Genomic DNA, 26,021 nt, shown 5'->3' with positions numbered 1-26,021 from the left:
TATATCACTAAGAAGCAGCAACAGGCAATCTAAAAACCTAGCCCGATCATCAAACCGGTGCGGGCTTTGTTTCCTTCCTGAAAAGAAGTTACAAAGTCTACCCGCACTACTTTAAAGATATGCTCTATGCCAAGCCCAAGCTCCAGGTAATTTCCGGAGGCTACGGTGTTCAGGTAGTTCAGGCTCACCACTTCCTGCCACTTTAATTTGCGGAACAGCGGAATCTTGTTGAACAAAAAGCCGTCGAAATGGTGCTCAAAATGCCCCTCCAGGTACTTGTTGCTGGTGCTGTAGCGGTAATAGTCGAGGAGTTGGAACCCGGTGTACACGCCCGCAAAAATGGTGCGATTGCCGTTAAAGTGTTTAAAGTCCATGAGCTGCATGTTCTCTTTGCCCCAAAAGGTGCCGGCAGTAAAACTGTAGTTGCTCGACCCAAACAGCCCCAGGCTTACATAATCGCTTACCCGAAAAGCGGCGGTGTGGTACTGCACATCGCCACCCAGCGCCTTCAGACCTGTGCGGTAACCAAAGCTTAACCATGGCCATTTAGAGCCCAGGTTTATCTTTTGGTTAGGACGAGAAATGTAGCGCATGCCCGGCTTATAGCTCACATTAAAAGAAGCTGTGAGCGCCTGATGCGGCGTAAAAGCAGCATCGGCTATTTCGGCATTCACCGGCACATTAGATGTAAAACGGCTGTTCCCATCTTCGTTGGTACTTTTCCTGAAACTAAAATCAGTTGTGTTCTGCAGCGGCATGCGGTGCGCGTAGTCCAGGGTCATGTTCAGGCGCAGTCCGTTTAGCAGTTCAGAGCCGTAGCTGAGGGTGGCAAAGTCGCGCTGGTAAAGCTTCATGTAATTGCGTTGTGCCAGGAGCGTGTACAGCGTGTTTACAAAAGGCGAAATAGCGTTCACGTTATTAATATCCTGCACGTAGCGGCCACCTTCCAGGCTAATGTTGCTGTAGGGCACTGGGTCGAACCTATAACTCATCCGCAGTTTGGCATTTAGCTTTTCGTTGGAGAAACCATAGCGCACAGCCGGCTCTATTTCGTAGCGGCGGCGATCCTCCATCGTTCTGGTATAAGCCATCCTTACATCGGCCACCAGCCCCTCTACAGTATTAAACTGCAGCATACTGGGGCCACCGGTTACGGCTACCAGCGGATCAAAATTATAGCTGATGCGTCGGTAGGTATTGGAGTAGGTGTAGCCACGCAGAAAAAGCTTGGCTAGCGAGAACTCGTTGCGCACCCGGTCCAGCGAGTCCTGGTAAGGCTTAGACTCTTTTATTACCTGTAGGCTGTCTTTTACCTGGTAATCCTGCTCCTCCTCCTGCGTGAGCGGTACCGGCCTCACAGTGGCCCAGTAATCGGCATCGCGCTTATTGGCATCCAGCTCCACAAACAGCACCTCCTTACTAAACAATCCTTCTTCGTGTATGGGCTGCTGCTCCTGGGGGATGGCTTCCTGCGGCTCTACCAGCACAACTTTTGGTTTCCGCTGGCGCCGGGCAGGGGCAGCATCGGCAAGAGGGGCTGCTTCGGGCTCTGGCAGCACCTCGGCCAGCACCGGCGGCTTGCTGTAGGCTGGCTGCACTCTGTAGTTCGAGTACACGCCCGTAGCATAGCCACTGCCTTTAAAGCCAAGCCCGGAGGCCTCAAACGTAAAACGCTGCGAAACCGGCATCCACACATGCTCCTGCACCGGCGCATACACCTGCCGCACCCGCAAATAATCTATGAATTCGATGCCGGAGTTTTTAGAGAGCCGCAGGTCGGTGCTGTGGATGCGCCAGGTGCCATCTACAATATAGATGCTGCCTGCAAAGGCGGGGTCGTTTTTGCGCCGTGGCGTTACTTTTATTTTGTTGATGGTGAGCCCGTTTTCCTCAAAAGCGCCCAGATACTCATACTGGTAATAGAACATGGCATTGTTAGCCAGCGGCGATACAAAACCGCGTTCGTTTAGCCCTTCCACTTTCAGCAGGTTTTCGTAAAAGCTGATGTTCATTTCAGAGGCCTGGTTAAAGCTGAATCCTTTTTTCTGGCCGCTCACCTTGCTGGAGATCATGCGCTCGTTTATCTTGTTCGGCTTCTTAAAATGCAGCTCCGATACCGATTCCGATAAATACACAATACCGGTATCGATATCGACCAGCTTCACACCCAGAATTTTGGCAGGCACTTTCTCCATGCGGCCCATAGTTTTCATATACACGCGGGCACTCCAGGCGTTTGTTTCGTTGAGGTGATATTTGCGTAACCTGATGGCATTGCGCATGATTGGATAAGCCGGGTCTTCATCGGCGGCACGTACTACCACCTCGTTCAGGCTGAGCACCTCCGGCTCCAGTTGCACATTCAGGAGTTGCTTCTCTTCGGTGAGGGTTACCGTTTGCCTGCTGGCTTTGTAGCCCACATACTTAAACTCAATGGTGTAGGTGCCGGGGCTAAGCTGCAATTGAAAATCGCCGTTTTCGTTGGTGCCGGTGCCGCTGGCCGTTTCGTGGATGTAGATGCTCGCGTAAGGCAGTCCTTGCCCGCTCTCGTCGGTTACGCGCCCGTGTACGATAGCAGCCAAAGAAATAACTGGGAAGCATAAGATAAAAATAGCTAAGCAAAGGGTACGCATGCACTTCAGATTTTGGGTACTAAGGCAAATATTTAGGTACCTCCCGTAAATATCCTGCCAGAATTGATAAATCTCTACTCTTAAACCAGCTAATTTGTTTACAGCCCCGGCTATAGGTGCCACACTTTCTGGTTCTGTTGATTATAGCTTTAAAATTGGCGGTCCTGCACTTCAGAACTCTATTCTGGTGCAGCTTGTTTATATTTGAACGACCAAACGCGACTCAAAATTTGGAAAACGAGAACAGAAAGAAAAGCTATACACCCAAACAGGCCCTTATTAAAGCAGCCGCCTATTGTGCCTACCAGGAGCGCACCCAGCAGGAAGTACGGACTAAGCTCTACAGCTACGGCCTTTCGCCCGACGAAGTGGAGGAACTGATCGTGCGCCTAAGCCAGGAAAAGCTGCTCGATGAGGAACGCTATGCGCAGGCTTTTGTGCGGGGCAAATACGGCCTCAAAAAGTGGGGCCGCCGAAAAATTATGCAAGGGCTAAAAGCAAAAGGTATCTCCGACTATTGCATTAAACAAGGGCTCAAGGAAATAGATCCGGAGCAGTACGAACAGAACCTGCACCAGCTGCTGGAAAAGAAAAACAGCACCGAGAAAGAGAAGAACCCTTTCCTGCGCCGCCAGAAGCTGGCTTACTTCCTTATGAGCAAAGGCTATGAAAATGACCTTGTGAATGATGCGCTGAAAGGGCTGGAGTAGCTTTTATTGTGACAAAACTTGAAGACACTTTTTGCATGGTCATGATAAAATTTACTCGACCTGTTGTAATGAAAAAAGTCTTGAGTCTAACTAAATATGTCTTTTTGCTTACCTTATGTCTTCAAGTATATTGAATACAATGAAATCCGGTGTATCATGATTTTAAACGCGCTTCTTCTTGTTCGCTTAGGTGGGCCTGAGCTCCTGCTCATCCTATTTTTTATGGGTATACCGGCTATGCTTTGGCTGTGGGCTCTGGTAGACCTGCTCAAAAGTGATTTTAAGAACCAGACTAACAAGTTGGTATGGGCAGTTGTTATTATCTTTTTACCAGTTTTAGGAGCACTCTTGTACCTTTTAATCGGAAGAGGACAAAAAGTGAACGCAGTTAATTCTTAACCTTCTGTTTCTTAGGCCTGCACTGAGCCTACGGTTAGCTTACCTCTTTGGAGCAGCCTGCGGGTTTTGGATGGCTCGCTGTGGCACCAGCACCACTTTTCGGCCAGTTATTTCCTCTAGAATGGGCTTCAGCACCTTTTCGGCGTTTACTTTTGTCTGCTGTAGTATGCCGGAGTTAAGAGCAGCCTGCTCCACGTTTTTTTCAGCATAGCGGTAGCTTTCCTGCACCAGGTCCGCATCCTGAAAGTAGGTATATTCTTTGGAGAAGACTTTAGTTTTGGAGTGGTCTATTTTGTAGTAGCAGATTTCAGGAGCAGGCAAACTCACCTGCACCAGCGTATCGCCCTGAAACTGTATATCTTCGGGACCCATTTTCGTAAAATCGACACATCCCACTGCTTCGCCAGCCACTATAAGCACCACTTTGGAGTTAGGCACCCACCGTGAAGCATTTTTCTCGTACTCCACCACATCTTTAAAGTTATAACGCACCAACTCCATCCGGCCTAGTTCTTCTACAGTAGTAAGTATAGTGTTGTAGTTTACGATTACTTCTGGTTTGTCATCAGCTTTGCCAAAGAAGGAAAAATCTTTAAAGTTAGCCCAGATGTAAAACCCGACAGTACCGATAAGAAGCCATGGCAGCAGCTTTAAAAACAGTCTGAAAAGAGGCATTTATTTAGTTTGGTTATGGTTTTGCTTCTGTATCTACAACTATTGTACTACTTTTGATAGTTCGAGGCTCTACCCCTAGCCGCTCTTTTGTGATTAGCTGTAGTTCTATCATGAGTAACTTATATAAGTAATCGTCTTAAGACTAAGGCAGACCTTTATATTTAAAATATTTTTACTTTTACAAGTACAGTTAAAGTATCACTTAGATTGACAAAGAAAATTCATTTAAGTATCATTTCTTTCATACTTAAAAAGCCTATCCTCCTTTTAAACTTGGCATGGATTATTGTTAATCTAGGGCTTTTTCATGAATATGGAATTAGAGTTGTTCATGACAGCCACAGATATATTGCATATGCCAATTCTATAAAATTGGGAACACCTCTTTGGCACTTATCAGACAGTATATTTTACGCAAGCTACTCTGTCATCCTTTACATTTTTCTGCACGTCCTGACTCTGCCTATTTACGCTGTAATTATATTTCAGACTATTACATCAGCTATAGCTCTAATTTGCTTCTACAAAACCATTATCAATTTAACTGCAAATAGAATAACAGCATTTATCTGCTCCAGCCTATTTATCTTATGGCCTGAATTACATATGTGGAACCTATATATTCATACAGAATCCCTTTATGTAAGTATTACAATCATTATTCTATATTTGTTGACTACCAGGTTCTGGCATATAAGAACATTGCCTCTCCTTATGATTATTTTGATTGTATCAGTCTTCTTGCGGCCTAATGGATTTTTTTTAGTTCTTGGGGCTATTATAAGCTGTGCAGTTTATATAATTAAAAAAAGCAATTTAAGACTTACTATAAATCAGCTTCTGTTTCCCTTAGCTATGGTTCTAGCCATTTTGGGATATGGTGCTACAGAAGCTTTTGAAGTTTATTCTCCTCTTCAATATTTGCTACAAGGGCAGGTTTTGCAAGGATATAACGCATTTACTATTCCAATTGAAGCACCACCATTAATAGAATCTCAATCTGTTTTTAGGCAAATGCTGACTGTCTTTTTTAATCAACCATTTAATTACTTCAAATTAATACTGATGCGCTTCTTACTTTTTTGGGCGCAAATTAGGCCTTACTATTCATTTTCACATAATGCTTGTATTATTCTGTTTTTTGTACCTGTGTATGTAGCCGCCATATATGGGTTCTGGAAGACTCGCTTAAATCCTAAATATCTCTTTTTATCAGTTGTGATAGTATTGCAGACTGTTATGGCAATTGCAGTTGCCGTAGACTGGGATAATCGTTTCATAGTCCCAATCCTCCCCTTTGTTTTTATTTTTGCTTCTATTGGATTTAATTCGTACTTCCGCTTCACGAATGCTACAAAAGATATATAGTCTCCATTTAACGTTTAAAAAGCTATCTCCACTGGCAATATCTTCCAGCCTAATAATTCTATGGCTCGCCGTTCAACTAATTTTCTTTCTTGACCAAGGTGTAAAATTAGTTCCTGACAGTATTTTCAGATATATACCTTATGCTACTAGAGTAGCTGAAACAGGCTGTTTTGATATGAGGCAAGAAAATAGATATATATTATATATAATTATTTTAATGTTCTCGATTAAGGCTGCCGCAGGTTTAAAGGTAACTATGCTATTTCAATTATTAATTTCGGGGATGGCTTGTATAGCTCTTTATCACACAGTAAAGCAATTGACGAACAATAATAAATTGATGGCATATGTTTCAACAACTATATTTATTCTTTAGAAAGATATACAATATTTGAATTCCTACATATTTACAGAATTACTATTTACTAGCTTCACAATTTTTGTACTGTATAGTTTAACAGTTTAACTAAAAACAGGAATACAATAAGCTATATTGTAGCTATTGCACTTAGCCTTTTACCAACTTTATTGCGACCAAATGGTTTTATTATTTTACTTGGGGTCTTAACATGTATTTGCCATCACTACGGCTATTTTTTAAGCATCACAAAACCTTAACGTGTAGTATGGCTACATTAATTTCTATTATTTTTGTTATTGTTCTTGATAGATATTTACTCACTACATTTCAGATAGTCGAGACATACGCAAGAGGAGAAGTTATTTATGTAGCGGATATTTTTTCTGTAACTACAAACGGAATAAGGTTTCCGGAAGAGAACAACTCACCTATACTTCGGATCATTTATTTTATAATTCAGAACTCCATATTCTTCATTAAAATTTCTTTCTTAAAACTTTCAATATATATATTATATGTCAAACCTTACTATTCAGCAATTCATAATATAAGTATCATTAGTATTATTTATCCTCTCTATTTTTTTACAGCATGGTTCTTTGTTAATAGTAAGAATCCGTCCAAGGCTTTTATTACTGTATTTGTATTACAGGCAGCCATAGTTTCTGCTACATCGGAAGATTGGGATAGTAGACATATAATACCTCTGTTACCAATATTTATAACGTTTGGAGGAGCGGGAGCCTATCATTATTTTAAAATTAAGCTACAAAAGATACCTACACCTTCAGCCCCAGTCGCTCCCTGAAACCGGCCTTGCCTTGGAGTCCGCCGGTATGCACCGCCACAAGGCGGCTACCGCTGGCAAAGTAGCCTTTGCGGAGCAGATCGAAAACACCGAACATCATTTTACCGGTATACACTGGATCCAGCGGCACTTGATGCTGCTTCGTAAACTCCTGCATAAACGCAAGCAGCTCCGGCTTCACTTTGGCGTAACCGCCGAAGTGGTAGTCGGTGATCAGTTGCCAGTTGAAGTATTGTTTGCCGTTGTAGTTCCGTATGAGTTCCTCTATTTCCTGCTGCAGAAAATCACCACCCTTTAGCGCCGGGAAACCCAGCACCTGCTTCTCCCCCTCTAAACCCGCAATGAGCCCGGCCAGCGTACCACCTGTGCCGCTAGCGCAGCAGAGGTAGTCGTACTCTAATGCTATATCGGTTATAATTTCAGTACAGCCTTTAACGGCAAGGCTGTTGGTGCCACCTTCCGGTAGTATGTAGGGCTCCTGAAACTGCTGCGAGAGCGCCTGCAAAAAGTCAGCTTCGCTTTTCCGGCGGTATACCTCCCGCGCCACATAATGCAGTTCCATGCCTTGCGCGGCTGCCAAATGCAAAGTTGGGTTCAGGGGCAAGTGCTCTATGCCCCGAATAATGCCGATGGTCCTGAAGCCGAACTCCTCGCCTGCCGCCGCCACAGCCGCTATGTGGTTTGAGTAGGCTCCTCCGAAGGTAAGAAGTGTGCTCTTCTGTTGCCGCTTCGCCTCCTGCAGGTTGTACTTCAGCTTCCGCCACTTATTCCCCGATATAGCAGGGTGCAGCAAATCTTCGCGCTTTATCCAAAGCTCCAGGTTTTGCTCTTTTAGCAAAGGGTGATGTAGCTGTTGTAGCGGGGCTTCCATTTATTAGATGCTGTAAAAGAGGTTGTAGTTACTGGATTATAAAATTACAGAAGAAAGCATTAATGTGAGTATGAAGCTTTTTAATTTACCTGAAAACGCAGAAGCCCCGGCAATTGCTGGGGCTTCTATATTAAAAATAATTCTGTCAAAGGCTTATTGTGAAATTATTCTAATGAAAATGCCCTTCCAGAGGTCTTTTAATCATTAGAAAGCCTTGGCTTAGCATTGCTAATGACTTCGCCAGCTTTATACGATCTCTTTCTGCATGACCGGTTTTACTGCAGGTCTGGTGCGGGCTCCGTAAATGGCGGCACTAACCAAAATAATTAAGAGTAAAAACGACGAGATCAGCGATACAGCATTGCCAACTTCATAGGACCTTGGCTCAAACCTAAATTCGATAGTATGCTTGCCGGCGGATACAGGCATGGCTCTGAGAATATAGTTGGCCCTTACATGCTCCACCGGGTTACCGTCTATAAAAGCTTTCCAGCCATCGGCGTAATAAATTTCTGAGAATACCGCAAAACCCGCCTCGGCTGCATTGGCTTCGTATTTCAGGTAATTGGGTTCATATTCGGTTAGTTTAATGGTGGAGCCTTCGCTGTTAAATTCCGTTTGCGGCACTTCAAACTTCGAGACGTCCACAATAGCGGTCATACTGGCATCCAAGCCGTTCAAGGCTTCAATTTCTTCGTCAGGGTTATTTACTTTTTCTACCTTCTCTACAAACCAGGCGTTGCCTAAGGCTCCTGGCAGGCGCTGTACCGGCTGCTGCTCGTTGCCTGTAATAACGTAGCGCGTGTTCAGCATACGGAGCACATCGAGGTTATTCTGCGAAATGTGGCGATCTATTACATCCTGATAGCGGCGCATTTTAGCTCCATGGTAACCACCAACTGATTTATGGAACCACGAGGTTCGGGCATCGTTGAAAGGGTTTGGCAGGTAAAACACGCGGTAGTGCGGGTCTTTGTCCTGCAGAATCATTTTATCAGCCTGCGTTGGCTGAAAGTAATTTTCTACGGCACGTTTCTGAAAATCCGCTTCGTTCAGGTAGCGTTTATCTACGCTCCAGAGGTCGACTAGCACCAGCACGCCCACTCCGGCAATAGCGAGAGTGGCAGTTATTTTATTTTTGAGGTAGAAATATAGTAGGGCCGCTGCCAGCAAGATAAATGCCATAGAGCGGAAGGCATCGCTGCGCATCAGGCTTTCACGGTCGGCCCGAATGGCATCTACAGGGTATTGCGCTTGCAGCAGTTGCTGATCTACGGTGCCAACAAAGCCGAAAGTACCTGCCAGCAACCATACCAGCAAACAGATACCAGCCGTTATGCCAACTGCATACAGCACCTTTCTATCCAGGTCGCGCACCACATCTTTGTCGCGGAAAACTTTGTAGAGCGCCAGCATGCCCAGCAGTGGAATTGTGATTTGCGCAATCACTAAAGCCGACGACACTGCTCTAAACTTATTGTAACCCGGAAAGTAGTCGAACATCAAGTAGTTGAAAGCTTCGAAGTTCTTACCCCAGGCCAGCATAAACGAAAGCAAGGTGGCAGTGAGCAACCAGATGCGGGCACGGGTGTTTACTATAAATAGCCCCAGCACAAACAGAAAGCAAATAATGGCTCCGACATAAACGGGGCCGCTTGTCATGGGCTGGGCTCCCCAGTACATTGGCATGCCTTGTTGCACAATCTGTGCAGCCTGCCCTGGCGGCACGCCCATGCGGGTAAAGGCTTGGTATGTTTCGGAGTCGGAGTCGAGAGAGGAGGAAGAACTGCCGCCGTAGAAGTTCGGGATGAGCAGTGTCATGGTTTCGCTTACGCCATAGCTCCAGTTAAATGCGTATTCACGGTCGAGGCCGCTGGATGTTTTGTCGCCACTATTCGCCACCGACAACTCCGATTTGCCCCTGATGCTGTGCTGGCTGTATTCGGCGGTAGTATATAACCTGCCAAAGTTTACGCCTACGGCCAACAATGTGGCAACTCCTAACACCAGTCCGCGCTTTACCAGGTCTACAATAGTCCCTTCTTTAATAGCGTATACAATTTCCACTACTATAAACACAAGCACCATCAGCAGCATGTAGTACGTCATCTGCAGGTGGTTAAAGTGGATGTTTAGGGTTAGGCCAAGCGCAAAAACAGCTGCCCCGATCCAGAGGTTGCGGCGTAGCGCATACAGCATGCCACCCAGTACCATGGGTATATAAGCAATGGTAAGCGACTTGGTGTTGTGCCCCGCCTCAAGAATGATGATATTATAAGACGTAAACGCAAAAGCAATAGCTCCCACCACCGACAGCCACACATTGAGCCCCAGCATCACCATGAGAATATAGGCGCAGAGTAGCGTTATAAAGATATTGGCGGCCATAGCCGGCATATCAAACGTTAGGATTTTATGAATGTAGCCGGAGAGGTCGCCGGTGTAATGCGTGTTAATGAGGTAAGAAGGCATGCCTCCGAACATGGAGTTAGTCCAGAGGGTTTCTTCGCCGGTTCGGGCCCGGTAATCCTGAATTTCTTTAGAACCCCCTTTCGACTGCAGGATGTCGTGCTGCGCTACGCTTTTATCGTCGAAGAGAACAGGCGAGAAATAAACAGCCGTTAAAATGAAGAAAATGAGAATGGCGATGGCATGTGGTAACACATCGCGCTTAAAGTTAATAGAAGCCATCATATCGTTCAAGAACCTCAAAATAGAGCTTGAAAGATAGGATTTTTATTTTACTTCTTCATAATCCACGTATTGTCCACCGTCAAAACCCTTCTTGTTCTGGTTTTCGGGAATGTAATCGATCTTTACGTTTCCTTCAGTTTTGGCCTGCCCATTGTGTCGCTCCTGCGGTGGCTGCTGCTGTTGCGTGTTGGTGTAGAAGAAGGTGCCATTGCGCATCTGCTTTTTCACGAAAGCCTGCAACAGCCAACGGAACAATACAGGCGCAACCAGCCTGATGAAGAAAAGAATGAGAATAGTGACGAATATGAACTTGATCATGGTGTATAGTAATAGGCCGCCTTGATGCAAAAACCGCGGCTGCCTGTGTTTCCAAAATGTTGCGCCCTGACTAAAATTGCCAGCCTAGCCTGAAAAGACTTGTATCTTGCTGTTTTAGTTATACAACTCTCTTGCCAAAACGTTATTGCCTGCCATTTCGACTGAAAAATCTTTTTGACAAAGATAACAGGTCTTTTATAAAGGACTTCCGGAAATGTATAGTTCCAGTTAGGCAGGAAACGGCGAGTCAGCAACAAAAAAGCCCCACCTGCTATAGGTAAGGGCTTCTGATAGAGAGGTGGTGCTGACTCTTGCAGCCAAAACTTAAATTTTAACTTCGGGCTCTTACCTCCCCTTCCCAAAGCTAGCCTGCACTCCGAGCGAAGGAATGAGGGTGAGGCCGGAGTAGCTATGACTTTTGCCGTTCAGGACCTGATAGGTGCCGTAGTTTTGATAATAAATGCTCAGCGCCGGAAGCACGTACACATATTTAAAGCCTAACTTGGCATTCAGGAACACACCGAAAGAAGGGAAACTGTTCTTGCCTGAAAATGCCGGCACTTTTACCGCATCGCGCCCAATTCTCTCGTAAACGCCGCTCGGGTCGAAACCATAATTAATGAAGGTGTGGCTGTACACTACACCAAACGACACATTCCCTCTTTCCTCTTCCGGCCCAAAAGACTTGCTGAAAATAAGGGGCACGGTAAGGTCTCTGCGTCTGGCTGTAAACTGCAGCACAGGCTGGAGCTTATCCAGAAAAATAGCATCGAGTATGCCCGAACTTTGCCCGGCATATTGCAACCCAAAGCTGCCGTACCACCTGTTCTCGCTACCCACACCAGGGTTATCGATGGTACCTGTGGAGCCCATAAACTGGTACATGGCATCAAACACATGCACACCCGAGGCATATTTATAGCCTACGTCTACACGTTCCACCAGCCCGTAGCGCAAATAAAAGTCGAACGTTGGCCCTACCGGATCTAAGGCATAGGCCATCATAGACTTGGAGGCTACATCGATCTGGGCATCGTAAAACACGGAGTCGCGGGTACGAATAGCATCTACAGCCGCCTCTGTAATATCTTTTAGTTGACTGATAGGCTCTGTGGCAATGTTGCCGCCAAAGTTAATACCGGCTTTAAACTGCCCGGGCGCTGTTACTTTGCCCGAGTTTATAATAGACCGTGGCGCTGTGCAGCCAGCAGCCAAACAAACAAGCACGAGCAGCCATGCCTTTTGCATTTTTGCAAATTTAAATCGCATTGTAAATTTCTGATAAAAGAGGTTGAACTACGTAAACGAAGTCTTTAAAGAGAGGTATAGCAGCACATTTAGTCCCCTAAGCTTAGCCTAAACACAGGCCTAAGATCATTTCCCTACAAAAGCTCTTCTTTCTTCCTAACCGGCTAATAATGAGGCAAAATTATGCAATACAGCAGCAGCAGGCAAGCAGAAAGACAGAATTAATCTGATAGTGCATCGTTGAAATATACTTTAGATAGCTATTTTTGGCTTTTAGCAGTTTTCGGAGCAAACAGAAGAAACCAGGTGGAGCAGGAAGAACAGGAATTACTTATTAAAATCAGGCTTGGAGAAGAGGCTGCTTTTAAAAAGCTATTCCATACCTACTACCCCTCCCTCTGCCTATATTCTCAGAAACTGTTGGGCGATTTAGACAAAGCCCGGGAGGTTGTTCAGGATGTGTTTGTACGACTCTACGAACAACGTGAGGCGTTACCTGCTATTGCCTCTGTTAAATCTTACCTCTATAAGTCGGTGCACAATGCCTGCCTGAACCTGCTAAAACAAACGGCTGTGCACCAGGACCACCAACAGCAGATGCTCTACCTGGCGCCCACCTCTCATAGTACAGACCAACTGCTGCAGGCAGAGCTGGAGGCTCGGCTCGGGCAAGCTATTCAACAGCTCCCAGAGCAGTGCCGCAGAATTTTCGAGATGAGCCGCTTCGATGGCAAAAAAAATAAGCACATCGCCGAAGAGCTGCAGCTTTCGGTGCGAACCGTGGAAACGCAAATCAGCAAAGCCCTAAAAATACTGCGCACAGAACTGGCCGACTTCTTTCTGCTGCTCCTTGTGCTTTTTAGACTCTAGATGCTAGATTTTAGATCGTAGATTTTTGGGCAAGTACCGCTGCCGCGAACTTTCAGCCCGTGGCTATTCATGATGGCAGGTTTTCAACTCGCGGAAACCGGCTCACTAACTATACAATTTCACTTTATTTTTTAATAAGAATTCTTCTTCTGTGGCTTAGGGTTCTAATTCCCTAAGACCTTGATCTTTTAATTTAAGAGCAAAGTTGAAAATTCTATGATAGAAACTCAGATTATTCAAATGAAAATGACCTTCCAGAGCTATTTCCCATCCTGCACCCTCAAGGGTCTAAAATAAATTTTAAAACCCGATACGTGTAAATATAACTTCACTTGTCTTAGCTATAGATACTACTTATGAATATTTCTTCTAACTTAGATATACCGCACGAGCTGCTGATACGAGTTCTCTCTGGCGAAGCCAATGCCGAGGAGAAGCAGTTGGTGCAGGAGTGGCTGCAGGCCGATGCAGCGCACCAGGCTTACTTTCAGGAACTGTCCGTGCTTTGGAACAGCAGTGCCAACAGCAGCGCAGTAGGTCAAATAGACACGGCTGGCGACTGGCAGAAAGTACGCAGCCGAATAAGGCAGCAACCAGTTGAAACACCTGTGCTGCCGCTCCATCCGGACCGCGCCTGGCTGACGCCACTCCTGAAAGTAGCGGCTAGCATTGTACTGGTTTTAAGCATTGCACTTGGCTTCAGCCCCGATTTGCGCCAGCGCCTGTTTAACCAGCAGCTGGTTGTAACGGCTACTAATGGGCAACAGGAACTGCTGCTGCCGGATGGCACTAAAGTTTACCTAAACAGAAACGCCCGGCTTACTTACAGCAAAGCTTTTACAGGAGGTAAGCGGGAAGTGCATCTGAAAGGCGAGGCTTTTTTTGAAGTGGCAAAAGACCCAGATAAACCATTTGAGGTTACCTCAGGCGCAGTGGTTACACAGGTGTTAGGCACCTCTTTCAATATAAATGCTACTGCCCCTGATACCGTAGCCGTAACCGTGGTAACAGGCAAGGTTGCCGTGTTTGCTGCAGGCAATGAGCAGGAAAGATTACTCATGCTGCCTGGCGAAAGCAGCTCTTATCAAAGCGGCACCCTGCGCAAAGCCACTGAAAAGGACCTAAACTTTTTAGCCTGGAAAACAAACTCACTAATTTTCCGGAACACACCGCTGCCACAGGTACTCAAAGATTTAAACAAACACTACCATGTGTCGCTGCAACTTAGCACCAACAACCTGCAACAATGCGAACTAACCTCCACCTTCGAACAGCAGTCGCTGGAGGAGGTACTGGAAGAAATAGCATTGGTACTACCCATAACCGTTGAACGAAGCCAAACAACCATCCTGATCAGCGGCAAAGGCTGCTAATTTTTAAACTTTATTCTAATGTTGAAAACCACTGCTCTCCTGCTATTATTCCTGCTCCTACACACTCCACTCCTGCTGGCCCAAGATGCCATATTGCAAAAGCAGGTAGAGTTGCAGAAAGCAGAAGGTTCGGTAGAGGAAATACTGCAGGAGTTGGGGCAGCATGGAGGTATCACTTTTTCGTACAGCAACAGCATTGGCCTAGAAAGGCAGGTAAAACTACAGCGCACCAAACAGTCGCTGCAGGCGCACCTGGCGGAGCTGTTTAAGGGGCAACCGGTGGCCTATGTGGTTAGAGGCAACAAAATTATTTTATATGCAGTGGCAGAGGGCAAAACAACCCAGGCAGCTGCACAAAAAGTAACCATAAGCGGTTATGTAACCGATGCCGCCTCCGGCGAGGCGCTAATTGGCGCTACCATTCAGGAACTTGCTTCTAAAAAAGGCGTTACCAGCAATCAATATGGCTTTTACAGCCTTACGCTACCCGCAGGAGAGGCTATGGTTGCCGTTAGCTACATCGGTTACCAAACCAGGCTGCTCCCTTTGCAACTGCACCACACCGACACCACGCTGGCTCTTGCCTTAACTCCATCCAGCAGCAACGTGCAAGAGGTAACCGTAACAGCACAAATCGGGCAGCAACTGGCTCCCACCGGCCTGACCAGCATACCCATACAACAGCTTAAAAATGTGCCTACCATACTAGGCGAGCCCGATATAATAAAAGCACTCACACTTACACCGGGAGTTTCCATTGGCAACGAGGCTACAACAGGCCTGCTCGTGCGCGGAGGCGGCCCGGACCAAAATCTGGTTCTGCTCGATGAGGCTACTGTGTACAATGCATCTCACTTGTTTGGGTTTGTTTCGATTTTCAACCCCGATGCTTTAAACAAAGTAGACCTGTACAAAGGTGGATTTCCGGCGCGGTTTGGCGGGCGGCTCTCGTCAGTGCTGGATATGACCATGAAAGAGGGCAACAACAAGGAGCTGAAGTCAGAGGCTAGCATCGGCCTCATCAGCTCCCGCTTTAATATAGAAGGCCCTATCGGCAGCGAGAATACCTCGTTTATGTTTTCGGGTCGTGCTTCTTACCTGAGCCTGTTTATGTTGCTTTCTTACCTCAACTACCAGGCTGGCAACAGGCGATCGTACAACAACTACCTGCTCTACGATGTAAATGGCAAAGTGAACCACCGGTTTAAAGACGGCAGCCGCCTGTTTCTGAGCGTTTACAACGGCGATGACTCCTGGAGATCAAGAGAGCGCAGTTCTCTTGATGAAGATATTTTTAAACTCGGCTGGGGCAACACCACCGCCACCGCCCGCTACAGCCGTGTGCTGAACCCGAAGCTTTTTTACCGGTCGGTGCTCACATACTCGCAGTACCGCAATGGGCTTACTGCCAAAAACAAATCTTCTACAACCGAATTCGGTGGCATAACCAGTTCTTTTGAAACGCAATCTGCCATTCGTGACTGGACTATGCGCCACGGCCTAGACTACTTTATTACTCCCAACCACCAGCTCAAGTTTGGCCTTGAAACTACTCAACATGCTTTCCAAACCAATGCTATGGCTATTGATGTAGACACGCTTACTGGCGTCGAAAGACCCATCAACACCTGGGAACATGCCGTTTACATTGAAGACGAAGCCCAACCATTTACCTGGCTCAAGTTAAACGCTGGCCTCAGAGGCTCCGCATTTCAGGTGGAAGGCAAAACTTACAGCTCGCTGGAACCACGGCTGTCGGTTAACTTTTTGTTGCCGCATGAGTTCGCCATAAAGGGAGCCTATAGCCAGATGCGACAGTACCTGCACCTGCTCACTACCAGCGGCATCAGCCTTACAAACGATATTTGGGTGCCGGCCACCCGGTCTGTTGCCCCACAGTCCGCCCGTCAGGTGTCGGCGGGCATCAGCAAAAGCTTCCCCAAGCTACGGACAGAGGTAAGTGTGGAGGCCTACCACAAAACCATGACCAACCTGATCGACTACCGGCAGGGGTTTAACTTGTTGTACAGCGCCTTTAACAGCCGCTGGCAAGACGAAATAGAAACCGGTGGCACAGGCGAGGCCTATGGGCTGGAGTTCTTCCTCAACCGCACCGAAGGCCGCTTTACCGGCTGGCTTGCCTACACCCTTGCCTGGAGCAACCGGCGTTTCAGCAGCATAAACAACAACCAATGGTACCCTGCCAATTTTGATCGGCGGCATGTAGTTTCCTTTTCAGGCAATTATAAGATTTCCTCCGCTTGGAGCCTTTCCGCTAACTGGATGTACATGTCAGGGCTGCCGGCTACCTTGCCAGTTGCCGTACAGGAAGACACATGGGGTGGTAAGACTTTGGTGTACACCGGCCGCAACAATGGCCGTATGCCCGCTTACCATCGCCTCGATGTAGGAGCCGCTTATACGCTACAGACAAAACGCGGACGCACCGCCACCTGGAACTTCGGTGTCTACAATGCCTATAATCAAGTCAACCCTTTCTACCTCGAATTTAAAGGTAAATACGACTATTCTTCAGGTAAATCTGAATTTGTTGGCAACCGCCTGGTAATGCGCTCGCTGTTCCCGCTCATACCTTCTGTTAACTATACTCTTCGGTTTAACTAACTTAGCATGCTGAATAAAAACCTCATCATCAATTATTTAAATAAAAAGGCCCTTCCAAAAGCACTTTTGCTCCTACTGGCTTTAGGGGCACTCCTTGGCTTTACAGGCTGCTCCAAATACCTGGACTACGAACTGCCTTACCTCGGCGATAAGCTAGTGGTTAACGGACTTCTGTCGCCGGACAGTGTGGTGCACCTGCGGGTTAGCAGAACCTTGCCTGTTACCGGCGACTACCGGACCGATCTGGCAATTACAGGTGCCACTGTTTCTTTTTATGAAAACGACAAACATGTAGAAGATCTTCGCGACACTGGCAACGGCATGTATGCCTCCCCCTCCGGCTTTAAGCCTGTGCCAGGGATGGCTTACTCTGTGCAGGTTGCCGCCAAAGGCTTTGTGTCTGTTCAAACCATACCGGAAACAGTGCCCTTCCCACCAGACCTCGGCTCTGTAGTGCTCCAGGAGCAAATTAAGTCTATTTATAACAATGTGTATACACGGAAACTTGGCATTGAGATAAAAGCAAGAGAGGAGATCGGTGAGTTTTTTAATATTGACATCACACCGATGTACCAAGGCGAGCGAATATTTAGAATGATTTTTTTTACCGATCAGGTGCTGCAGGCAGGAAGCCCTTGCGGGTTTAGAGGCAGAGGAAGCTATTACTTTTCCGGCACCTGCTTTCGCGGCAGCTCCTACATGGCCACTTTTGGTGTAGAGCTTGAAGACTACGTCAGCGGCTCCCCAAATTATGCAGACCAGTTAACCATTACGTGCAGAAGCATCAGCAAAAGCTATTACGAGCACCTCGAAAAAGGTCACCAACCCGAAGATTACCTGATGGCAATTATGGAGCCCCGCTTTGTGCACACCAATGTTATTGGGGGCTATGGCCTGTTGGCAGCTTACAACGAACACAAAATTATTCTCAACTTATAACAGTATTTTGTTCCACACATGAATGTAAAACCATTTTTACTTACCGCTGCTTTGGCAGTTGGACTTACCTCTTTGGCAAAAGCGCAGGATGTTAGCGTAGAAAAATCAATTTATGGTGTTCAGACCGGCTTACTTGGAATCTGGGCGCAGAACGAATCCAGACTTTCAAACAAAATAGCATTAAGATCAGAAATAGGGCTGGACGCGGGGCTTTTTGGTGGTGGTGCTCGCGATAACATGGGCTTTATACTTACTCCTGTTCTTAACCTGGAACCACGCTGGTACCATAACATCAGCAAAAGGGCGGAAAAAGGGAAGCGAACGGCCAACAACAGCGCCAACTTTCTGACTGCTGCCATCAGTTTTCACCCCGACTGGTTTGTTATCTCTAACAAAGACAGTTGGATAGTGCACAACCAGGTGGCTATTATTCCTACCTGGGGTATTAGAAGAGTAATAGGCAGGCATTTTACTTATGAAACAGCTGTTGGTTTTGGCTACAGCTACATTTTCAGGAAGTACAATGGGCATGACGCAAGTTATGGAGAAACCGCCTTTAACCTGAAGCTTAGATTAGGCTATACTTTTTAAGACTTCTATCATCTTTCCTCTTGCTTGCAGCGCTAAAAAGCCCTGACATTATAAAGCACTAAAGACCTTCGGAAGGCCATTTTTATTAGAATAATTGGCCTTCGGCAGGTGCGAGTTCAGATAAAAGCAAAGAGGCTGCTCCGGGTGGAACAGCCTCTTTGCTTTTAAAAAATGGTATTGCTTACATACTCAGGTAGAGATTTCGCTCGGAGTATACTTTTACAAAATAATCGTCCTGCAGGTCGTCTATAAAGTAAATGGCCTCACCTGTCGATTTCATCTCTGGCCCAAGCTCCTTGTTCACTTCCGGGAACTTGCTATGAGAGAATACAGGCACCTTAATGGCATACCCATGCTTATAAGGGTTAAAGGTAAAGTCTTTTATCTTCTTCTCGCCCAGCATGAGCTTAGTAGCGTAGTTAATGTACGGCTCGCGGTACGCTTTGGCAATAAACGGAATGGTACGCGAAGCACGTGGGTTAGCTTCGATGATGTACACCACCTCGTCTTTTATCGCGAACTGAATGTTGATGATACCAACTGTATTCAGTGCCAGGGCAATTTTCTTAGTATACTCCTCTATTTTCTGAATTACGTTTTCAGAAAGGTCGAACGGAGGCAGCACTGCATAAGAGTCGCCGGAGTGGATACCAGCTGGCTCAATGTGCTCCATAATACCGCAAATATGCACATCCTCACCATCGGAAATGGCATCGGCTTCTGCTTCTATGGCATTGTCGAGGAAGTGGTCGAGGAGGACTTTGTTACCCGGATGATCTTTCAGCAGGTCGATTACGTGTGCTTCCAGCTCCTTCTCGTTAATTACGATTTTCATGTTCTGGCCACCTAACACGTAGCTTGGGCGAACCAGCAGCGGGAATTTCAGCTGTTTACACAGCTCCAGCGCCTCTTCAGCCGACTCGATTACACCAAACGGAGGATACGGAATATCCAGATCGCGCAGCAGCGAGGAGAAGGATCCTCTGTCTTCGGCCAGGTCAAGTGCTTTGTAGCTGGTACCGATGATTTTGATGCCGTAGCGATCCAGTTTCTCAGCCAGTTTCAGAGCTGTTTGGCCACCGAGCTGCACAATAACACCTTCTGGCTTCTCGTGCAGAATAATGTCATAAATATGCTCCCAGAACACCGGCTCGAAGTACAGCTTATCGGCAATGTCGAAGTCGGTACTTACGGTTTCGGGGTTACAGTTGATCATGATGGTTTCGTAGCCGCACTCTTTGGCCGCCAACACACCGTGCACGCAGCTGTAGTCGAACTCGATGCCCTGTCCGATTCGGTTTGGACCAGAACCCAGTACTACAATCTTTTTCTTGTCGGAAACAATGCTTTCGTTTTCGCCGTCGAAGGTACTGTAGTAGTATGGTGTTTTAGCCTCAAACTCAGCGGCACAGGTATCTACCATTTTAAAGCTTCGCAAAATGCCAAGCTCAGTACGCAGGCTGTGCACTTCGCTCTCGAGGCAACGCAGGATATGCGCCAGCTGACGGTCGGAGAAGCCTTTTACCTTTGCCTCGCGCAGCAGCTCTGCCGGCAGGGTTTTAAGGGTATATTTGCCTACTTCACGCTCTATCATTTCCAGCTCCTCTATCTGCTCCAGGAACCAAGGATCTATTTTGGTTAGCTTCTGGATGGTGCTGGTCGGGATACCGGCGTGCATGGCATCTTTAATGCAGAACAGGCGGTTCCAGCTTGGGTTCTGCAGGTTGTAGATCAGCTGATCGTAATCAGTCATTTCCTTGCCGTCGGCCCCGATGCCGTTACGCTTAATTTCTAAGCTCTGGCAGGCTTTCTGGAGCGCCTCCTGGAAGGTACGGCCAATGCCCATTACTTCTCCCACACTCTTCATCTGCAGACCCAGGGTGCGGTTCACGCCTTTAAACTTGTCGAAGTTCCAGCGTGGTATTTTCACAATCACGTAGTCCAGGGCCGGCTCAAAATAAGCCGAAGTGGTTTTGGTGATAGAGTTTTTAAGTTCGTCGAGGTTGTAACCGATAGCCAGTTTAGCCGCTACTTTGGCAATAGGGTAACCAGTAGCTTTAGAGGCCAGCGCCGAAGAGCGTGACACACGAGGGTTAATCTCGATGGCGATGATGGTGTCGTCGGCAGGGCTAACGGAGAACTGTACGTTACAGCCGCCGGCAAACTGACCGATGCCGTTCATCATTTTAATAGCCAGGTCGCGCATTTTCTGGTACACCGTGTCTGGCAGGGTCATGGCAGGCGCTACTGTTATAGAGTCGCCGGTGTGAACGCCCATTGGGTCGAAGTTCTCGATGGAGCAAATAATGATCACGTTGCCCACGTTGTCGCGGAGCAGCTCGAGCTCGTATTCTTTCCAGCCCATAATGCTTTGCTCCACCAGCACCTCGTGCGTTGGGGAGGCATGCAGACCACGGGTAAGGGCCGCGTCAAATTCTTCAGGGGTGTTTACGAAGCCGCCTCCTGTACCACCCAGCGTAAACGAAGGGCGAATTACAAGCGGAAAGCCGATTTCCTGCGCAATTTCTTTTCCTTCAAGAAAAGAGGTGGCTGTTTCGCCTTTACAAACATTTACGCCAAGCTCGAGCATTTTAAGTCGGAACTGCTCACGATCTTCTGTGGTCTCGATGGCTTTTATGTCCACGCCAATAATTCTGACGCCATATTTTTTCCAGATACCCGCGTTCTCGCATTCTATGGCTAGGTTCAGAGCAGTCTGGCCTCCCATAGTAGGCAGCACGGCATCAATCTGGTGCTTCTCCAGTATATCAATGATATACTTCTTTTCGAGCGGCTTCAGGTACACGTTATCTGCCGTGATACTATCGGTCATGATAGTGGCCGGGTTGGAATTGATAAGTGTTACTTCTATTCCTTCTTCGCGCAGAGAACGAGCGGCCTGAGAGCCGGAGTAATCAAATTCGCAGGCCTGGCCGATGATAATAGGACCAGAGCCGATAATAAGAACAGATTTAATACTGGTGTCTTTTGGCATGTGTTTGGTAGGTATAAATTGCTCAAAGTTAGTGCAAAATCTTTAGGCAATCAATAAAAAATATCACAGCTTTTGCTAAATATGCCCTCAGACAGCAGAATCAACGATTTTAGAGTGCTCTTTTTTGCGTTTTTTGTTGAGGACAGGGTGCAGGAGTGGTCTTGATTCTACTTCTGCTTCTGACTGGGATAACCGCAATGGCTTTTGGCTTTGCGCTAACTGATGTTGATTATGATAGCCCCTTTGTGAGGTAGTAAACTGATTGCTACTCCGCTATCCACTTCTGTCGTCCTGAAAGGATCTTGTGGGCGAGAACCATCAGCAGTGGCTACTGGCTTTTTAGTTTAAGTTAGCATAGCAACTTCTTTCGCTGTGACAGCGGCGTGAAGCTATTTCATAGCTGAAGTTCCTGTTCTTTTTGTCTTGATACAAAAAGAACCAAAAAAATCACGATGCTCCAAACTCGCTGAACCCTCAGACAGTGGAGCCTCAAGAAGTGCACCTGGCTGATGTATCCGCTTCGTTGCTCCTGCCGGAATACACTAAATTAGTATTGGCCTTCAACTAAAATAATTTTCAAATCTTTAGAACAGCCATTTAACAATTAAACCATTCAACAATCAGAAATTCTTCTAATGAAAACAGCCTTCCGAAGCTTTTATTACCTTTTAGAGCTCAGGGTCTGGTAGAGCAACCCTTGGCTATAAACAGCATAAAATACCTCTGGAAGGCTGTTTTTATTTAAATAATTTGAAACCCGAAGTTTGGGAATCTAAGTTTATTTAATGCTTACCGGTTTTAAGAAAACCCAGGTTTCGCCGGGTTTGGTGCCTGGTATACCTTCCTGGTACTGCTTCATGAGGTTGTTCCATTCCGTAACCCGTGGGTTGTTCTCGGTGGTTTTCGGGTCCAGCTCGTCCAGGCTTGTTCCTTTCGGGATACTGATGATCAGCATGAGCTGCCTTTCGTTTTTAAACATGAGCAGTTTCTGGAAGTTGGCATTGCAGAAGCCTTGGTGTACCTCCGGCCACTTTTTACGCTGTGTGGCGTGGTGGTCCAGGTACTCCTGCTGCAAATCGGGGTTTTTAACTAAATTGGCTGTTAAAATAACATGATCCCATTCCTTCACGGTAGTGGCATCTTTGCAGTTTTTCCAACGGTCGAACTCATAATAAGGAGCATTGTAAATTTTCACCTCATCGTTTTTAAACCGCTCCAATAGTTCTTTGCGGATGGGATACGGATTCTCGATGGCGCCGTAAAGCACTGTGCGGTTGTTCCACTGGTAGATGTTTGAGGCCGACAAGCCGTGCTTTTTCGCCACTTCCAGCACCAAGTCTGGGTTATGCGGCTGCCCGTTTTCGCTGATGATCTCTACTACCTTTGTATGCTCCGTGTGGTTTATCTGGCGATCCGGCGACATAGGCGCTCTGTCTTTGAGCAGGTGCTTGTAAGGCTCCTGCAGGCCTGCTTTTTGCCTGATGCTATCTGCCACCCAAGGGCCATTGTTTTCCCAGAGGTTGCCGGGGCCGTTGGCGTTTTGCAGGTATTTGTCGGAACGGGTCCAGTTATCTTTTACGGTAAAGAAAGAGGAGCCTTCATCGGTATATAAATAAAACCAATGGTGCGGATCGTGGGCATAAGGCGCTACATAAATGCTGTCGATGCTGTTTTCGACTATAAATGAAGCTGGCTGCGCCGATAAGGTATAGATGGCTGACACATCGTACATGTGCTTGCCATAGCGCTGAATTTTGTTGGCAGCAATGCGGTTGTTGCGCATGGTGTTTACTGTTCTGGTCCAGCCCCAGCCCATCGAAATGCCAGTATAAGATACTTCGCTAATATCGTTGTGCTCGATTTTGATGCCTTTTACGTGGCCTACTCCAATGCCTATTGCGCCCCAATCTTCGTTGGCGACATCAGTTACCAGGTTATTACTTACCTGCACGTTGGTGCATACATCACGTTCATCTTTTGGATTGTAGGGCAAATGCACCTCCTGCGCCTCATCTGAAAACACCCCCACCTGAATACCGGTGCCGGCTATGTCTTTAAACACGTTTCCTCTGATCACATCATCGTGCGTTCCTCTTTTGTAGTCGAGGCCTACGGAGCCCATGTGTTCGAACCGGCATCCTTCAAAACTAGTGTGGTGCGCAAAAGCCACCTCCACTCCTGCAGCCGGACGCCCTACCCATGCCTGGTTTTCCATGCCTTTTTTATCGGGGGTGCCCGGTATCTTCAGCTTATAGGCATCGAGCATGTACATGCCTGCCTGGTGTGGCACATGCCCCTCTTTAGATGGGCGCAGCCAGGTACTGTGCTGAAACGCGATATCTTTAAAACCTACATAAGCAACCGGCTGATCGATGGTGCCTTCCATTTTCACCAGCGTTTCCAGCACAGGCACCGTAACGGTGGCTTTTGCCAGATTTTCGTTGTTGCGGGGCCAGTAATATATCTTCCGGTTCTTTTTGTCGAGATACCACTCGCCCGGCTCATTTAAAAACTGAATGGCATTCATAAGGAAAAAAGCTGAGTTACCGGTCTCTTTCGAGATCCATGGCGCTGGCCACGGGTGCTCCGATTGTACGCGGCTTTCGGGCTGGTAAAAAGAAAGCACAGCTCCCTCTGGTTTCATCTCTACAGACTTGATGCGCAACACGGCAATAGCCCACCACTGGTGAATGAACATCTCCATGCCGGCCGCATTTTTTATATCGGCAGTTGGTTTAGGTATGGTGCAGGTCTCGTCTTTATGGTTCCAGGAGATAATTCTGCTCATGGTGCCGATCTTGGTGTCTTGTGAACGAACTGCTTTCACGTTGTTTACATACAGCTGGCGGAAGTCTAAAACATTATCGCCAAATACAGGCGCATCGGCTACCCATACCTTACCTTGCGCCTCTTTTGGCAAGCCTGCCACTTTAGCTCCGGCTCTTTTCCAGCCTTCTACCTGCATACCGCCACTTAAAACAGGTTTTTCGCCTGGAGCAGCCTGAAACACAGTTGGGCTACTGGGCGTGCCAGCATCCTCGGGGCGAATAAACAGCGGCTCCTGCAGGGTATAAACCCCTCCTCTCAGAATAATAAAAATACCATCGGCAATAGTTGGATCTGCCAAGCGCCTCATTTCGCGTGCTTTTCTCAAGGCAAGTCCGATATCGGCCAGTGGCTTGTCTTTCGTGCCGGGGTTGTCGTTAGCTCCTTTCGGAGATACCCATATTTCTGCCGCGCTTACTTTTAGCGTCACCATACTGAGGAGTAGGCACAAGCCTATCGCAACAGACTTGTTAAACAATCTGGTCATATAAGTAGGTAGTATTGGTTTAAAAACTTAGGAGCCTGCCACGCAGAACCTGCCGTTAATATTATTCGCCTAATTTCTATTTTAATTGTATAAGAGCCAAACCTTAGGTTATCTAAACCTGCCAATTTTGCCTCCGGGAGGCTAATTTCATCTGAATAATTTAACTTTAGTACAACTCCCCGCACAATGTTGCAGTACTATTACTATAACTAAAAGACTACCACTATGGAAGCGCCAAGAGACGATGACTTTATAACAAACTCTGATGAAAGCAAGGTTGTGCCCGATGACAACCCAGAGCCATTGGAAGGCATAAAAACCGATGAGCCCGATACAGACCCCGATACGGATAAGAAAGAAGAAGACAATAAAAGTAAGCAATGACACACAGCTAACAAACTGATGTAAAATGCTTTGCGCCTGAACGAAACCATTTCCAAATTATACTAACAGGCGGTTGAATGATGCCAGCAGTAAGACATAAATCAGGGAGTTATACTGTGCATGCCTGTTATTTTTACCACTGGTAACATGGCCTGAACTCGCTACATTTTCCGGCTTGCTTAAAAATTTTGCGGAGCTTTCTGCTCTATATTTCCCCCTTCCTTTTTGCTGCACCTTCCGCGTGGCGGTATCAGCTTTGAGTTCAATTAATTTATCTGCAAACTTTTTATGCGCATGTAAAATAAGTAGGCACTAATAAGGTTAGTAAAAAATTTTCAATTTATGATACAACATCGTGAGCTTTGATAAATTTTGTTTAAGCAATATTTTTTGTTATTATTACATCTTACTTTCCTTAAAAAAGCAGGATGATTTGCTTTGAATCCGAATATATTCATGTTGAATACCACGCAGAAGACAAGGTTTTGGTATGTCAATGGTATGGTGGCTGCAGCAGCCTGCAGTATAGGCAGGCGCTTATAAAATCCATCCGTTATACCAAGCAATTCGATGTGGATTATGCTATTTTCGACAGGCGCTTGCTCCCTCCCATTGCCGAAGAAGATTTTGAGTGGACGCTGGATTTTATGTACAAAACGTTTCACCTGCTCCCCCTAAAGCGCTTCGCCTCGGTAAGTGCCTTTGATGTGCTGGCAGAACGCCAACAACAAATTATTCTTCGACAAAGCAAGAAGAAGCTCCCCTTCGAACTTCGTAGTTTCGGAGATCTCACTTCTGCTTATGAGTGGCTGGTAGGACACTCGTAGGCCTGTGCCCTGGGGTGCC

General features: G+C 46.7%; 18 protein-coding genes. 10 read left to right on the top strand and 8 right to left on the bottom strand.

The annotated features are described in order from the left end of the window. Positions 1 to 29 precede the first annotated feature (29 nt). Complete coding sequence (locus ACMA1I_RS10850) at positions 30 to 2,633, bottom strand: DUF5686 and carboxypeptidase regulatory-like domain-containing protein (protein WP_337068350.1); 2,604 nt, start codon at positions 2,631 to 2,633, stop codon at positions 30 to 32. 230 nt (positions 2,634 to 2,863) lie between these two features. On the opposite strand from ACMA1I_RS10850, the gene ACMA1I_RS10845 reads away from it, so the two are divergent. After that, positions 2,864 to 3,343: a regulatory protein RecX gene (locus ACMA1I_RS10845; protein ID WP_337068349.1), complete on the top strand. Its 480-nt coding sequence runs from the start codon at positions 2,864 to 2,866 to the stop codon at positions 3,341 to 3,343. A 96-nt stretch (positions 3,344 to 3,439) separates the two neighbouring features. Continuing rightward, positions 3,440 to 3,742: a PLD nuclease N-terminal domain-containing protein gene (locus ACMA1I_RS10840; protein ID WP_337068348.1), complete on the top strand. Its 303-nt coding sequence runs from the start codon at positions 3,440 to 3,442 to the stop codon at positions 3,740 to 3,742. A 39-nt stretch (positions 3,743 to 3,781) separates the two neighbouring features. Here the strand turns inward: ACMA1I_RS10840 and ACMA1I_RS10835 are convergent, their stop codons facing one another. Next, a complete protein-coding gene (locus ACMA1I_RS10835; RefSeq protein WP_337068347.1) occupies positions 3,782 to 4,417 on the bottom strand; it encodes a DUF4230 domain-containing protein in 636 nt (211 codons plus the stop codon). Positions 4,418 to 5,131: 714 nt separating this feature from the next. Between ACMA1I_RS10835 and ACMA1I_RS10830 the strand changes: the two genes are divergently transcribed. Continuing rightward, positions 5,132 to 5,785, top strand: a complete 654-nt coding sequence (locus tag ACMA1I_RS10830) for a hypothetical protein (protein ID WP_414703902.1) — start codon at positions 5,132 to 5,134, stop codon at positions 5,783 to 5,785. Positions 5,786 to 6,925: 1,140 nt separating this feature from the next. Here ACMA1I_RS10830 and ACMA1I_RS10825 read toward each other — a convergent pair. The 4 genes from ACMA1I_RS10825 to ACMA1I_RS10810 all read right to left on the bottom strand — a co-directional run bounded on the left by ACMA1I_RS10825 (position 6,926) and on the right by ACMA1I_RS10810 (position 12,085). Next, positions 6,926 to 7,825 (bottom strand): 1-aminocyclopropane-1-carboxylate deaminase/D-cysteine desulfhydrase, encoded by a 900-nt coding sequence (locus ACMA1I_RS10825; protein WP_337068345.1) that lies wholly within the window; start codon positions 7,823 to 7,825, stop codon positions 6,926 to 6,928. Between the two features lie 246 nt (positions 7,826 to 8,071). Beyond that, complete coding sequence (locus ACMA1I_RS10820; protein WP_337068344.1) at positions 8,072 to 10,519, bottom strand: YfhO family protein; 2,448 nt, start codon at positions 10,517 to 10,519, stop codon at positions 8,072 to 8,074. Between the two features lie 42 nt (positions 10,520 to 10,561). Further along, positions 10,562 to 10,837, bottom strand: a complete 276-nt coding sequence (locus ACMA1I_RS10815; protein ID WP_337068343.1) for a DUF4834 family protein — start codon at positions 10,835 to 10,837, stop codon at positions 10,562 to 10,564. Between the two features lie 345 nt (positions 10,838 to 11,182). Continuing rightward, the gene (locus ACMA1I_RS10810; protein WP_337068342.1) at positions 11,183 to 12,085 is read right to left on the bottom strand and encodes a hypothetical protein; all 903 of its coding nucleotides are present in this window, start codon (positions 12,083 to 12,085) and stop codon (positions 11,183 to 11,185) included. A gap of 240 nt (positions 12,086 to 12,325) precedes the next feature. Between ACMA1I_RS10810 and ACMA1I_RS10805 the strand changes: the two genes are divergently transcribed. The 5 genes from ACMA1I_RS10805 to ACMA1I_RS10785 all read left to right on the top strand — a co-directional run bounded on the left by ACMA1I_RS10805 (position 12,326) and on the right by ACMA1I_RS10785 (position 18,483). After that, the gene (locus ACMA1I_RS10805) at positions 12,326 to 12,955 is read left to right on the top strand and encodes an RNA polymerase sigma-70 factor (protein ID WP_337068341.1); all 630 of its coding nucleotides are present in this window, start codon (positions 12,326 to 12,328) and stop codon (positions 12,953 to 12,955) included. A gap of 356 nt (positions 12,956 to 13,311) precedes the next feature. Next, positions 13,312 to 14,328 (top strand): FecR family protein, encoded by a 1,017-nt coding sequence (locus ACMA1I_RS10800; protein ID WP_337068340.1) that lies wholly within the window; start codon positions 13,312 to 13,314, stop codon positions 14,326 to 14,328. Between the two features lie 18 nt (positions 14,329 to 14,346). Continuing rightward, positions 14,347 to 16,953, top strand: coding sequence for a TonB-dependent receptor (locus ACMA1I_RS10795; RefSeq protein ID WP_337068339.1), 2,607 nt, complete (start codon positions 14,347 to 14,349; stop codon positions 16,951 to 16,953). Positions 16,954 to 16,959: 6 nt separating this feature from the next. Beyond that, complete coding sequence (locus tag ACMA1I_RS10790; RefSeq protein WP_337068338.1) at positions 16,960 to 17,892, top strand: DUF4249 domain-containing protein; 933 nt, start codon at positions 16,960 to 16,962, stop codon at positions 17,890 to 17,892. A gap of 18 nt (positions 17,893 to 17,910) precedes the next feature. Then, positions 17,911 to 18,483, top strand: a complete 573-nt coding sequence (locus ACMA1I_RS10785; RefSeq protein ID WP_337068337.1) for a hypothetical protein — start codon at positions 17,911 to 17,913, stop codon at positions 18,481 to 18,483. A gap of 181 nt (positions 18,484 to 18,664) precedes the next feature. On the opposite strand, the gene carB is transcribed toward ACMA1I_RS10785, so the two are convergent. Continuing rightward, complete coding sequence (gene carB, locus ACMA1I_RS10780) at positions 18,665 to 21,478, bottom strand: carbamoyl-phosphate synthase large subunit (protein ID WP_337068336.1); 2,814 nt, start codon at positions 21,476 to 21,478, stop codon at positions 18,665 to 18,667. A gap of 778 nt (positions 21,479 to 22,256) precedes the next feature. Next, positions 22,257 to 24,791 carry an L-rhamnose mutarotase gene (locus tag ACMA1I_RS10775; protein ID WP_337068335.1) on the bottom strand — a complete coding sequence of 845 codons (2,535 nt, stop codon included), beginning with the start codon at positions 24,789 to 24,791 and terminating at the stop codon, positions 22,257 to 22,259. Between the two features lie 225 nt (positions 24,792 to 25,016). Here ACMA1I_RS10775 and ACMA1I_RS10770 point away from each other — a divergent pair, with 225 nt between their 5' ends. Both ACMA1I_RS10770 and ACMA1I_RS10765 read left to right on the top strand, forming a co-directional pair. Then, complete coding sequence (locus tag ACMA1I_RS10770) at positions 25,017 to 25,175, top strand: hypothetical protein (protein ID WP_337068334.1); 159 nt, start codon at positions 25,017 to 25,019, stop codon at positions 25,173 to 25,175. A 428-nt stretch (positions 25,176 to 25,603) separates the two neighbouring features. Continuing rightward, positions 25,604 to 26,002 (top strand): hypothetical protein, encoded by a 399-nt coding sequence (locus ACMA1I_RS10765; RefSeq protein WP_337068333.1) that lies wholly within the window; start codon positions 25,604 to 25,606, stop codon positions 26,000 to 26,002. Positions 26,003 to 26,021 lie beyond the last annotated feature (19 nt).

The organism is Pontibacter sp. 13R65 (assembly GCF_047525655.1).
Classification (GTDB): Bacteria; Bacteroidota; Bacteroidia; order Cytophagales; family Hymenobacteraceae; genus Pontibacter.
Note: the sequence above shows the minus strand (reverse complement) of the source record. Positions and strands in the feature narration are given on the sequence as shown.